The 11,659-nt window shown below is 64.3% G+C and carries 10 protein-coding genes; 5 read left to right on the forward strand and 5 right to left on the reverse strand.

What is annotated here, in order from left to right; all coding sequences use genetic code 11:
• The first annotated feature begins 64 nt into the window (after window positions 1-64).
• Window positions 65-1,420 (forward strand): glycoside hydrolase family 28 protein, encoded by a 1,356-nt coding sequence (locus BGI27_RS02650; protein WP_170942881.1) that lies wholly within the window; start codon window positions 65-67, stop codon window positions 1,418-1,420.
• 71 nt (window positions 1,421-1,491) lie between these two features.
• Here BGI27_RS02650 and BGI27_RS02655 read toward each other — a convergent pair whose 3' ends face one another.
• Window positions 1,492-2,604 (reverse strand): helix-turn-helix transcriptional regulator, encoded by a 1,113-nt coding sequence (locus BGI27_RS02655; protein ID WP_170942882.1) that lies wholly within the window; start codon window positions 2,602-2,604, stop codon window positions 1,492-1,494.
• A gap of 41 nt (window positions 2,605-2,645) precedes the next feature.
• Between BGI27_RS02655 and BGI27_RS02660 the strand changes: the two genes are divergently transcribed.
• A complete protein-coding gene (locus BGI27_RS02660; RefSeq protein ID WP_095523372.1) occupies window positions 2,646-4,661 on the forward strand; it encodes a TonB-dependent receptor domain-containing protein in 2,016 nt (671 codons plus the stop codon).
• Between the two features lie 37 nt (window positions 4,662-4,698).
• On the opposite strand, the gene BGI27_RS02665 is transcribed toward BGI27_RS02660, so the two are convergent.
• A complete protein-coding gene (locus BGI27_RS02665; RefSeq protein ID WP_095523373.1) occupies window positions 4,699-4,965 on the reverse strand; it encodes a DUF2917 domain-containing protein in 267 nt (88 codons plus the stop codon).
• A 110-nt stretch (window positions 4,966-5,075) separates the two neighbouring features.
• Between BGI27_RS02665 and gcvA the strand changes: the two genes are divergently transcribed.
• The gene (gcvA, locus tag BGI27_RS02670) at window positions 5,076-6,020 is read left to right on the forward strand and encodes a transcriptional regulator GcvA (RefSeq protein WP_095523374.1); all 945 of its coding nucleotides are present in this window, start codon (window positions 5,076-5,078) and stop codon (window positions 6,018-6,020) included.
• Between the two features lie 61 nt (window positions 6,021-6,081).
• Here the strand turns inward: gcvA and BGI27_RS02675 are convergent, their stop codons facing one another.
• The 3 genes from BGI27_RS02675 to ftsY form a co-directional block, all read right to left on the reverse strand.
• Complete coding sequence (locus BGI27_RS02675) at window positions 6,082-6,636, reverse strand: hypothetical protein (protein ID WP_141239687.1); 555 nt, start codon at window positions 6,634-6,636, stop codon at window positions 6,082-6,084.
• Between the two features lie 108 nt (window positions 6,637-6,744).
• Entirely contained in the window at window positions 6,745-7,815 is a 1,071-nt protein-coding gene (locus BGI27_RS02680) for a dienelactone hydrolase family protein (RefSeq protein ID WP_095523376.1), read from the reverse strand.
• Window positions 7,805-8,854 carry a signal recognition particle-docking protein FtsY gene (gene ftsY / locus BGI27_RS02685; RefSeq protein WP_095523377.1) on the reverse strand — a complete coding sequence of 350 codons (1,050 nt, stop codon included), beginning with the start codon at window positions 8,852-8,854 and terminating at the stop codon, window positions 7,805-7,807. Before ftsY ends, BGI27_RS02680 begins: the two co-directional genes overlap by 11 nt.
• A gap of 92 nt (window positions 8,855-8,946) precedes the next feature.
• On the opposite strand from ftsY, the gene BGI27_RS02690 reads away from it, so the two are divergent.
• Together BGI27_RS02690 and BGI27_RS02695 are read left to right on the forward strand one after the other, a co-directional pair.
• Window positions 8,947-10,329 carry a M16 family metallopeptidase gene (locus tag BGI27_RS02690; RefSeq protein WP_095523378.1) on the forward strand — a complete coding sequence of 461 codons (1,383 nt, stop codon included), beginning with the start codon at window positions 8,947-8,949 and terminating at the stop codon, window positions 10,327-10,329.
• Window positions 10,330-10,354: 25 nt separating this feature from the next.
• Window positions 10,355-11,659, forward strand: coding sequence for a M16 family metallopeptidase (locus tag BGI27_RS02695; RefSeq protein ID WP_095523379.1), 1,305 nt, complete (start codon window positions 10,355-10,357; stop codon window positions 11,657-11,659).

Consider the following 11,659-nt stretch of genomic DNA (forward strand, 5'->3'; position numbering starts at 1 on the left):
GCGCCCGATGCATTACATCGCCAAAACGGCCCGCGGTGGGCCGTCCGTTTCCTGGAGTTCATCGATGCAACAACAACCCTCTTCCTCTCCTTCCGACCCCTGGGATCAGGTGCCTGCCATCCTGGCCCGCATCCAGCCGCCCACCATTCCCGCGCGGGATTTCCGGCTCGATGTCTTCGGCGCCGTCGGTGATGGCGTGAAGGACTGTACAGAGGCTTTCCGTGCCGCCATCGCTGCTGCGTCAGAGGCAGACGGCGGGCGTATCGTCGTACCTGCGGGGGACTGGCTGACCGGCCCGATCCATCTGCGCAGCAACATCGAACTGCATGTAGCCGAAGGCGCCACGGTGCGCTTCCGTACCGATGCCGAAGCCTATCTGCCGATGGTGCTCACGCGCTGGGAAGGGGTGGAGCTCTACAACTATTCGCCGCTGATCTACGCCTTCGAGTGCGAAAACGTCGCCATCACCGGCAGCGGCACGCTCGATGGCCAGGGCAGCAACGACACCTGGTGGAAATGGCGTGACAAGGTGAAGTTCGGCTGGCAGCCCGGCACGCCGCAGCAGAAACCCGCGCGGCTGATGCTCTTCATCCTCGGCGAGCATGACGTACCGGTGGAGGCCCGCCGCTTCGGCGAGGGCTACTGGCTGCGGCCCAACATGATCCAGCCCTATCGCTGCCGCAACATCCTCATCGAGGGCGTCACCATCCGCAATTCGCCGATGTGGCACATCCACTGCGTGCTGTCGCAGAACATCACCATCCGCAAGGTTACGGTGATCGGCCACGGTCCGGAAACGGATGGTGCCAATCCCGAATCCTGTCGTGACGTGCTGATCGAGGACTGCTACTTCGATACCGGCGACGACTGCATCGCCATCAAGTCTGGCCGCAACGGCGACGGCCGCCGCATCAATGTGCCGTCCGAGAACATCATCGTGCGCAATTGCGTGATGCGTGATGGTCACGGCGCCATCGTCATCGGCTCCGAACTCACCGGCGGCGTGCGCAACGTGTTTGCCGAGAATCTGGAGATGGACAGCCGCAATCTCGATCGCGCGCTGCGCATCAAGACCAACTCCCATCGCGGGGGGCTGGTCGAGAACATCCACATGCGCAATTCCGTGGTGAAGAGCCTCGGTGGTGAAGTGGTGCAGGTCAACCTCGACTACGAGGAAGGCGATACCGGCAAGTTCACGCCCATCGTGCGCCATATCCACGTGGACAACCTCGTCAGCCAGGGTGGCAAGATCGGTCTGCAGCTCAAGGCCTATGAGCGCAGCCCGGTGCAGGATGTACGCATCACCAACTGCCGTTTCGACGGTGTGGAGCAGCCCTTCGAACTGCGTCACACCCAGGACCTGCATCTGGCCAACGTCACCATCAACGGCATCACCTACAACGGCGAACCCGAGGCTTGAGCCTTTTCGCTTGAGCCACCGCCCGACATCTGCGACAGCGGGTGTCGGGCATGGGGCTACTGTCGATCCGGCTATTCCTGGCTGGGCTGGATGTTGACGGGCAGTATTGCCGGGCCCCCGGGATGAGGTCCGGCCGTTCTGGTCCGCAGCAGGCTGGGCGGAAAGCCGAAGTGTTTGCGGAAGGCGGTCGAGAAATTGGCCTGGCTGTGATAGCCCGCGATCTCTGCTGCCTGGCCGACGCTCAGCCCGTGTTGCCGCATGGCTTCTGCCGCCCGATTGAGCCGCCGCTCGCGCAGGTAGTCGAAAATCGTCGTGGCGAAGGCCTCACGGAATTCGCGCTGCAGCGTCGTCGGATTGCAGCCCATGGTCTGGGCGATTTTGTTCATATCCAGCGTGTCGGCCAGGCCACTGTCGAGAAAGGTGCGCAAACGCCAGACACGTTGCCGGGATTCCCGGCTGTCAAATGGCACATCCTCAACGGTTGCGCTCAGCGCTTCCTGGACCAGCATCAGGGCATGGTGTTCCTGGTGCAGGCCGAGCAGCAGCGGATCAAGGATGTCGGTCGCGAACAGCTGTCGGCCACTGTCGGCTGCAGCCTCTGACGGCAGCCATTCTCGCCAGGTCAGGTGGCTGGTAAAGCGTGCAGGATCGAGCGTTGCCGAAGCGAACCACGCCGAGGTCAAGGTGATCACGATCATCTGCTCGCGCATGCCGGGCTGGTATTCGAGGACGAAGTCTGCTGGCGGCTCCACATGGATCAAGGCGCCGCACGGTCGAGCTGTTTCACCGCAACCGGCATCAAGCCTCAACGACTGCCCCCCGATGCTGACCTGGCCAGCACCTTCGAGCTTGAGAATGAGCTTGAGGCCGGCGTTTGGGACCGGGAAGGTGAGGGTTGTGGCGTCGTGATGGGTGACCGCCGAGCAGTGCAGGAAGAACCCCTCCCGAATCCGGGCCAATGTCAGCTGGCCGGCCTCTATCGTTGATGCACCTCGTCGCTCTGCCGCCAGAACCTGAGGACTGGTGGCCGGGCAGAACAGCGGGGCGGGAACGTCCGCTTCGCTGGGTTGCAGGCGACCGGGAGAGAATTTATTTGTAACAGCAAACATTTTGCTTGCTTCGGGAAAAATGGTCCTGAGGTGATTTTGCAATACTAATTCCCTTTCATTAAAAACGACAATCATTCTCATCTTCGGGTTGTCGTGGTTTCGAGGGGAAGCATCAGATGAAGCACAAACAGATCCGCCGGCGTCATGCGCGGGCTTTGGCCCTGGCCATGGCCGGGGTATTCCAGGGGAGCCATGCGCTGGCCGATGATCAGGTTCTGGCGCCGGTCACCGTGACAGACAGCGTGCCCAGTGAGGCGAGCAGCACGATCCCGGCGGAAGTCATCGAAGCGCGAAGGGCGCGCAACCTGAATGAACTGCTGCAAGGCGAAAACGGCGTCACTGTCGGCAGTGGAACGGCGATCGCGCAGAAGATCTATCTTCGTGGCATCGAGGATTCGATGCTGAACACCACGCTTGATGGTGCTGCGCAGAGCGGGCGGGCCTTCCATCACCAGTCACGGTTGTTGCTGGATCCGGAACTGATCAAGCAGGTCGAAATCGATCGCGGCAGTTCCCCGGCCAGCGCCGGGCCGGGCGCACTGGCCGGCTCCTTGCGGCTGACGACCAAAAATGGTCGCGATCTGTTGCGCAGCGGGCAGACCTTTGGCGGCATCGTGCGCGGTGGTGTCGCCAGCAACGAGGGGAGCCATTACGGTGCATCGCTCTACGGGCTGGCTGGCGAGACGGTCGACTTCCTGTTGTCCGGCAACCGGGCCGACAACAAGGATTATGAAGACGGGGGCGGTCAGCGCCAGCACTACAGTGCGGCGACCGAAACCAGCGGCCTGGCAAAGTTCAACTGGCGTCCGGCACAAGGGCATGAGCTCAGTCTCGGTTATCAAAGTGTCGAGAACGAGGGCACGCGCTACCTGCGCCCGAATTTCTGGGAGGGGCAGGGCAATTCACTGATGCCGCAGACGACGCAGCGTGACACGCTGACCGCCGCCTACCGTTTCGCGGGTGACGATGTGCGGCCCGCGCTCGACATCAATGTTTTCGCTGATGAGATGCAGGTCGAGCGGACCGCCGAAGCGGCGATGCCGCAGTTCAACAAACCGCTGGGCTATCGTTTCGGCGAGAAACTGAGTTCGGACGGCATCAATGCGCTGGCCATCTCGAAGATCGCCGGCAGCACGCTGCGTTACGGGCTGAATCATCACACCTACCGGATGTCCGCGATCAATCCGCGCCCGCCGGTGATTTCCGGCAGCAGTGGGCAAGAGCGCAGCAAGGTGACCGGCGTCTTCGCCGAGAGTGAAACGCCATTGCTCGGCCATTTCCTGCTTGGGCTGGGCGCACGTTACGACTGGTACGGCTATACCGACAATCACGGTCAGGAATTTTCCAGCGATGGCCTGAGCCCGAATGCCAGCCTGACCTGGCTCGCCACCGACGCGCTCAGCTTCCGCCTGGCCTCCTCCCGCACCCTGCGTGGGGCGGGTCTGAAGGAGGGCTTCTATGTCGACAACATGCGCTGGCGCAATGCCGCGGATCTCCAGGAAGAAACCGCGAAGAACCACGAGATCGGCTTCACCTACGCGGAGGGCCCGTGGCACTTGAAGGGCGCGCTGTTCCGGATGCAGATCGAGAATTTCATTACGACCACGACCGGTTCGTCATGGTTGATCGACAATGTCGGGACGATGAAGTCGAACGGCTATGAACTCGGTGGGGGTTGGCAGCAGGGCGACTTCCGGACCGGCCTGTCGGTCGCGCATGCCCGGCCGAAGCTGAATGGCTACGACCTCGGCGACGAAGCATACGGCCTTGGCGTGTCGACCGGCCGCAGCTGGCACTTCAATTTCGGCCACACCTGGCAGGCCTGGAATCTGGATCTCGAATGGATGACGCGTGTTGTCGAGCGACACAAGACGACCGAATACCTGATCTCCGAAAGCAGGGCGGTGACCAAGAACAAGGCGGGCTATGCCGTGCATGACCTGTATGCCAACTGGCATCCTCTCGGCAAGGATCGCGTCCGGGTGACTTTCAGCGTACGTAACCTGTTCGACAAGTCCTACTACGATCAGGCCAGCTTTGCCTATTACGTCGACGCTGCCGGAATCCAGTCGAACCGTGGCTTTGCGGAGCCTGGCCGGGATCTCCGTCTGGACCTGAGCTGGAAGTTCTAGCCTCGCAGCCCCCGGCACGGTCGGGGGCTGCTCCACGTCAGGCGGCTATGCCGTCCAGAGGGCGCGTCTTCACGGATTCATCGATACCCGGACGGATCTCGACTCGCGCCTCATCCTGCGCATCGAGCAGCAGCTTCCCGGCATTGCGCGTCCGGTGCTCCGCGCCCGCCTCAAGCACGAAATCCTCCGGGCGTCCCGTTTCCGTGAGCCATACCTTGCCGCTGAGAAGCCTGAGCTGACTGTCGGCCGGTAGTTCCAGCACGCACAGTTTTCTGCTGACGACAATGGTGAGCTGTTTTGTCATGATATGTCTCTCGCGAAATTCGTCGGGGCAGCGGATGGTTTTGATTCTGTGTGCTCCGGGTGCCTGCGACAAACGACATTTATTTCACGACTTGTGAATGGGGCTCACCTATGGAAACGCCGGTCAGACTTCCTCCGCTGAGCATGCTGAAGGTGTTCGAGGCTGCCGCCCGCCAGGGGGGCTTCAGTCTGGCGGCCAAGGAACTGCAAGTGACGCACAGCGCGGTCAGCCACCAGATCCGCGCACTGGAGGATCTGCTCGGCTTCGCGCTGTTCCATCGCAGCGGGCGGGGCGTGCAGCTCACTCCCGCCGGTCTGGAGCTGGCGACCAAGCTCAACGACGTGCTGTGCGATCTGGGGCGCACGCTGACCCGGCTTTCCCAGCGCACCAATCCACGCCGCCTTACGGTGACCACCATGCCTTCGTTCGCCGCGCGCTGGCTGGCACCCCGTGTCGGAGAGTTCATCGAGCAGGAGCCCGGCATCGAACTCAACATCCTGACCACGTCCGAAGTCCTCGATTTCGCGCGCGATGGCGTCGATGTGGCGATCCGTTTTGGCTTCGGCGAATATCCCGGACAGCGGGCCGATCTGCTGATGCGCGACGAGATGCTGGTGGTGGCAGCACCGGGTTTGCTGCAAGGGCATCCACCGATCGTGCCCGAGGCCCTGCGTGACTGGTCCTTGCTGCGTTCAGACGGGGAATTCTGGCGGGCATGGTTCGAGCGTGCCGGGCTGGACTGGCCGGAGCCGCGTGGCGGCCTCTTCTTCAACGACTCTGCGCTGGTATTGCAGGCCGCGATCGATGGCCGCGGCATCGCCTTGACGCGGCGCAGCCTGTGCCAGCAGGAGCTGGACAATGGCCGCCTGATTCAGGTCTTCACCGAAACCCTGCCCAATGCGCGAGCCTATTGGTACGTCACACCCGGCGGGGTACAGGAATCAGCGCTCGCCGCCCGATTCCGCGCCTGGGTCTTTGCCCAGGCCGCAGCCTGCCCGCCTGTGGCGGACGGCATTCCGGTGGATGACAGGGCGCTGGAGCGCTGCATCCATTGAAAACCCGCCGGAATATCCCCACAGGCGCGCATCTAGGTGTTCGAAACCGGGGGGGCTTTGTTTAGAAGGTATTGACTCGGTAGCTGCAGCCGGCCAGCACCTTGCCCGGATGCGTGATCACTGTCGACACCTCCAGGCTGATCACGGTATTGATCGTCTCCTTCACGCCTGAGACCTGCTCCAGGGTGTGATGGACGACGCGCATGGCCATGTACTTGAAGGCGTCGTCGCGGATCGGTTCCTCGATCTTCAATCGCTCTGCGATGGTCTGCGGTTTCACATCATCCAGGGCTGCAAGCAGGGCGCCGGAGGCCATGGCGATGCGCCGGGTTTCCAGACCGAACACCTGGATCGGGGTCGCAAGCTCGTATTCGTAGAGGAAGGGGTTGTCCGATTCGAGTTTCCGCAGGCCGAGGGTTTGCGGATCCTTGCTGACCACCGAGGCGTAGTCGAGATAGGTCGGCACGTCGTAGGCACATTCGATCATGCGGACCGGGTCCACGCGGGCGGGGTCGCGTTCGCGCACCTGCTCCTGAGCCCAGGACGCCGAGGATTGGAAAAGACAAAACAATGGCAGGAGCGTTGCTGCCAGGTGGCGCTTAAGGACTGGTTCCATGTTTGTAACCGGGGGATGAAGGAAAAAAAGGATGGGCGCTCGAAGGCTTGTGGGCCTTCGCTTGCCTTCAGAGCGGGTGGGTGCAAGGCATGGCTGCCTTGCGTGGGCTCACCCGAGGGTGTTGTCCAGCCAGGCCCACGCCGCCGCCTGTTGTTCGGCGGTGAAGGTGTGGCCGCTGGGCCAGGCCCTGTGGGTGAAGTGCTCGGTGGCGCCCCAGGCCTGCCACACGCGCGCCATGCGCGCGGCGGCAGCTTCGACCGAAGCGAGTGGAAAGAGTGTGTCGGCGTCGCCCGAGTACAGCAGAAAAGGCTTGGGCGCGGCCAGGCTGGCCAGATCCGGGTGGTCCAGTTCGCGCAGCAGGCCGGGGTGGATCATGTGCCAGGCCGAGTTGCCGCGGATGCTGTTGTTGCCCGGGCTCATCAGGTCGGTCGCGCGCGCCATCCAGCAGACGGCCACGCAGGCCTGGATCGCATCGCTGAGCGCCGTGGCTTGCCAGGCGCGGAAGGCGCCGAGTGAGAAGCCGACGGCGGCGAGCCGGCGCGCATCGATCTGCGGCAGGCTGGCAAGGAAAGCGGCGGCGCGCGTGTCCTCCAGCGCCATCAGGCCGGCCAGCGAGCTGCCGAGATTGAAGAAATTGGCGGCCAGCGCCTGCTGCCGTTCGTAGTCGAGGCCACCACGCTCGCCCCAGCCGAGCGCATCGGTGGCGAACACGGCATAGCCGCGCCGTGCCAGCGCATCGCCAGGCATGTGGCCTTCGAACACCTTGGCGGCCCATTGCTGCGAGGACGCGAGCCGGGCTTCATCCTGCAGCGGGCTGATCCACTTCTCCTTGCCGATGTCGAAGCGCGAGCCGTGGTCGTGGTACATCACCACGGCGGGGAAGGGGCCGTCGCCCTTGGGCAGCAGCAGCAGGCCGGTGACGCGTGCATCGCGCGTGAGGTTGAAGGCGATGCGCCGGGCGAGGTGGTCGCCACGGTCTTCCTCGGCCAGCACTTCAGGCGCGAACGGAGTGTCGTCCGCCAGCTGCAGCGTGAGTTGCCAGACGTGCGCACGCGCCTGTTCTCGCCAGGCAGCAAGATCGGGAGTGCCGGGGCGCCAGGCGAGCGGATAGTCCAGCCGGGCCTTGAGGGATTCGAAATGCGCCGGCAGGCCGTCGGCGCGGACGGCGTCAGCCGGCATGCGGCGCCTCCCGGGGTTCGTCGCCGTACACGATGGCGGCGACGAATTCCCTGGCGTCGAAGGGTTGCAGGTCGTCCATGCCTTCGCCGACGCCGATGAAGCGCAGCGGGCGTGGATGCTGACGCGCGATGGCGGCGATCACGCCGCCCTTGGCGGTGCCGTCGAGCTTGGTGATGATCAGGCCGGTGACGCCGATGGCGGCATCGAAGGCCTTGAGCTGCGCGAGCGCGTTCTGGCCGACGTTGCCGTCGAGCACCAGCAGCACCTCATGCGGGCCGCTGGGTTCGGCCTTCTGGATCACGCGGCGCACCTTGGCGATCTCTTCCATCAGGTGCAGTTGCGTGGGAAGTCGCCCGGCGGTGTCGACCATCACCACGTCGATGTTGCGTGCCTTGGCAGCATTGATCGCATCGAAGGCGACAGCGGCGGGGTCGCCGCCATCCTGGGCGATCACCCTCACGTCGTTGCGTCTTCCCCATTCCTGCAACTGCTCGCGCGCTGCGGCGCGGAAGGTGTCGCCGGCTGCCAGCAGCACGCTCTTGCCCTGGCGCTGGAAGTGATGGGCGAGCTTGCCGATGGAGGTGGTCTTGCCGGCGCCGTTCACGCCCGCGAGCATCAGGATGCAGGGTTTGTGGCCGTCGACGCCGAGTGGCTGCTGCAGCGGAGTGAGCAGCTTTTCCAGCGCTTCGGCCAGGGCCTGTTGCAACTGGGCGCCGGTTTCCAGTTTGTCGTGCTTCCAGCGCCTGCGCAGCTCGGCGATCAAGGTGTTGGTGGCCTCCACGCCGCAATCGGCCATCAGCAGCGTGGTTTCCAGTTCTTCGAGCAGATCCTCGTCGATCTTGCGGCGCGAGAAGATGTCTCCCAGCGCGCCGATCTGTTCGCGGGTACGTGACAGGCCTTTCTTCAGACGCGAGAGCCAGGATGTCTGCACCGGGGCGTCGGTTGCGGCAGGGCTGGTCTGCGGTGCCGCGGGTGCGGCAGGCGTTTCGGTGGTGGTGGGCGTGTCGGCGGGGGAATTCTTCTTGAAGAAACTAAACATCGGTGGGTCCGGTCAGAGCGCTGTCTGCGTTGGGCTATGATGCGGCGCGGCCGTCTGCCAGCCGCCAGAAAAAACACAGGAAAGTCTATCAGATGAGCCTCTTCCCTCTTGCTTTGCGGGCCCTGCTGGGTGCCTGCCTGCTCGCCGCATTGCCGGCGCTGGCCAATCCGTTCGAGACCACGCTGGATAACGGTCTCAAGGTGATCGTCAAGGAAGACCACCGCGCGCCTACGGTGACGCACATGGTCTGGTACCGCGTCGGCAGTCTGGACGAGTTCAATGGCACCACGGGTGTCGCGCATGCGCTGGAGCACATGATGTTCAAGGGCACCGCGCAACACGGCCCGGGTGAATTCAACAAGCTGGTGGCCGCTGCCGGCGGGCGCGACAACGCCTTCACCAATCAGGACTACACCGCCTATTTCCAGCTCATCCCGCGCGAACGGCTGGCGCAGATGATGGCGCTGGAAGCCGACCGCATGGCCAATCTGGTGATCCAGGACGATCTCTTCGCCAAGGAGATCGAGGTCATCAAGGAGGAGCGCCGCTGGCGCACCGACGACAAGCCCCGCGCCAGGCTCTACGAGACGCTGATGGCCGCCGTCTACAACGCGCATCCCTACGGCCGCCCGGTGATCGGCTGGATGCCGGATCTGGACAACATGAGCGCGCAGGATCTGCGTGACTGGTACGCACGCTGGTACGGCCCCAACAACGCCGTGCTGGTGGTGGTGGGCGACGTCGATCACGAAACCGTGTTCAGACAGGCGCAGGAAACCTACGGCAAGCTGCCGGCACGTGTGCTGCCGGTGCGCAAGGCGCAGACCGAGCCGGCACAGGCCGGTGTGCGGCGTGTCACCGTGAAGGCGCCCGCCGAGCTGCCCTATCTGATGCTCGCCTGGCGTGCGCCGGCGCTGACTTCCTTCGACAGCCAGAATCCCCAGGTGCGTCAGGCCATGGCATTGCAGCTGCTCTCCGCCGTGCTCGACGGTTATGACGGCGCACGCCTGAACCGGGGCCTGGTGCGCGAACGCAAGCTGGCGGTGTCGGCCGGCGCAGGGTATGACCCCGTTTCGCGCGGACAGCAGAGCCTGTTCCTGCTCGAAGGTGTGCCAGCCAAGGGGGTGAGCGTGGCCAGGCTGGAGGCCGCCTTGCGCGGCGAGATCGCCCGTGTGGCCAAGAATGGCGTAACGAGCGCCGAGCTCTCGCGCATCAAGGCGCAGATGCTGGCCGGCAAGGTGTTCTCGCAGGATTCCAACATGGGGCAGGCGATGCAGATCGCCTCGCTGGAGATGGGCGGTTTTTCGTGGCGCGATGAGGACACCTGGTTCGAAGCCCTGCGCGGCATCCGTGCGGACGAGGTGCAGGCCGCGGCGAAGCTGCTGCTCGGCGACGACACCCTGACCGTGGCCGAGCTGGTGCCCCAACCCGTCGATCCCAAGGCGCAACAACAAGCGCCGGACTTCAAGTACTGAGCCGGAATTGAACTGGAAGAAAGCCATGAAACTGTTCCTGACCTGCCTGTTCTCCCTTTGCACGGCTGCTGCCCAGGCTGCCGTGCCGATCCAGCACTGGACCACACCCAACGGCGCGCGCGTGCTCTTCGTCGAAAGCCGCAACCTGCCGATGCTCGATGTGCAGCTTGATTTCGCCGCTGGCTCGGCCTTCGACCCGGCTGGCAAGCCCGGCGTGGCCTCCTTCACCCACAGCCTGCTGGATGCGGGGCTAGGGCGCGGCAAGCAGGCGCTGGACGAAAATGCCATCACCGATCGCTTTGCCGACGTGGGCGCGCGCTTTGGCGGCGGGCTGGACGACGACCGCGCCAGCCTCGGCCTGCGCGTGCTGAGCCACGCGCAGGAGCGCGATGCCGCGCTGGCCCTGATGGCCCGCATCGTCGCGGAGCCTGTGTTCCCGGAAGCGGTGCTCGAGCGTGAGCGCAGCCGCGCCATCGCCGGCCTGCGTGAATCGCTGACGCAGCCTGCCGCGATCCTCGAGCGGCGTTTTGCACAGCTCACCTATGGCCGTCATCCTTACGGCGTCACGCTGGCGGAAAAGGATCTGGCCGGCATCAAGCGTCAGGATCTGGTAGATTTCCACCGCCGCTACTACGTGGCGGACAACGCGCAGGTCAGCATCGTGGGTGACGTTTCACGCGAGGAAGCCGAGCGCATCGCCAGCGCGCTGGTGGCCCGTCTGCCGGCCGGCAACGGCGCGCCCGCGCTGCCGGAAGTGCTCCCCTCTGCCAGCGCCACCGAGCGCATCGCGCATCCGTCCGCGCAGGCGCACGTGGCCATCGGCATGCCGGCGCTCAAACGTGGCGATCCGGACCAGATGGCACTCTCCGTCGGCAACTACACGCTCGGAGGCGGTGGTTTCAACGCCCGCCTGATGAAGGAGATCCGCGATCAGCGCGGGTTGGCCTATGGTGCTTACAGCTATTTCGCCCCGATGAAGGCCGAGGGCCTGTTCCGCATCGGGTTGCAGACCAAGGCCGAGCAGGCCGAGGAGGCCGTGCGCGTGGCGCAGGAAACGCTGGCGAAATTCCTTCAGGAAGGCCCCAGCGAGGCCGAGCTGGCCGCCGCCAAGGCCAATCTGATCAACAGTTTCGCACTCAGCCTGGACAGCAACTCCAAGCTGCTCGGCCAGGTGGCGGACATCGGCTTCTACCGCCGGCCGCTGGATTCGCTGGATACCTACGCCGCCCGCGTGCAGGCCGTGACGCTGGAGGACATCCGCGCCGCCTTCGCGCGTCACGTGAAACCGGAAAACCTGGTGACGGTGATCGTGGGGGGCAAGAGTCGATAG

Source organism: Candidatus Dactylopiibacterium carminicum, assembly GCF_014736495.1.
Lineage (GTDB): Bacteria > Pseudomonadota > Gammaproteobacteria > Burkholderiales > Rhodocyclaceae > Uliginosibacterium > Uliginosibacterium carminicum.

Bases quoted from the DNA above. Each gene is read 5' to 3' on its own strand.
- BGI27_RS02650 (WP_170942881.1), top strand. From the start codon at position 65: ATGCAACAACAACCCTCTTCCTCTCCTTCCGACCCCTGGGATCAGGTG.
- BGI27_RS02655 (WP_170942882.1), bottom strand. From the start codon at position 2,604: ATGATTGTCGTTTTTAATGAAAGGGAATTAGTATTGCAAAATCACCTC.
- BGI27_RS02660 (WP_095523372.1), top strand. From the start codon at position 2,646: ATGAAGCACAAACAGATCCGCCGGCGTCATGCGCGGGCTTTGGCCCTG.
- BGI27_RS02665 (WP_095523373.1), bottom strand. From the start codon at position 4,965: ATGACAAAACAGCTCACCATTGTCGTCAGCAGAAAACTGTGCGTGCTG.
- gcvA (WP_095523374.1), top strand. From the start codon at position 5,076: ATGGAAACGCCGGTCAGACTTCCTCCGCTGAGCATGCTGAAGGTGTTC.
- BGI27_RS02675 (WP_141239687.1), bottom strand. From the start codon at position 6,636: ATGGAACCAGTCCTTAAGCGCCACCTGGCAGCAACGCTCCTGCCATTG.
- BGI27_RS02680 (WP_095523376.1), bottom strand. From the start codon at position 7,815: ATGCCGGCTGACGCCGTCCGCGCCGACGGCCTGCCGGCGCATTTCGAA.
- ftsY (WP_095523377.1), bottom strand. From the start codon at position 8,854: ATGTTTAGTTTCTTCAAGAAGAATTCCCCCGCCGACACGCCCACCACC.
- BGI27_RS02690 (WP_095523378.1), top strand. From the start codon at position 8,947: ATGAGCCTCTTCCCTCTTGCTTTGCGGGCCCTGCTGGGTGCCTGCCTG.
- BGI27_RS02695 (WP_095523379.1), top strand. From the start codon at position 10,355: ATGAAACTGTTCCTGACCTGCCTGTTCTCCCTTTGCACGGCTGCTGCC.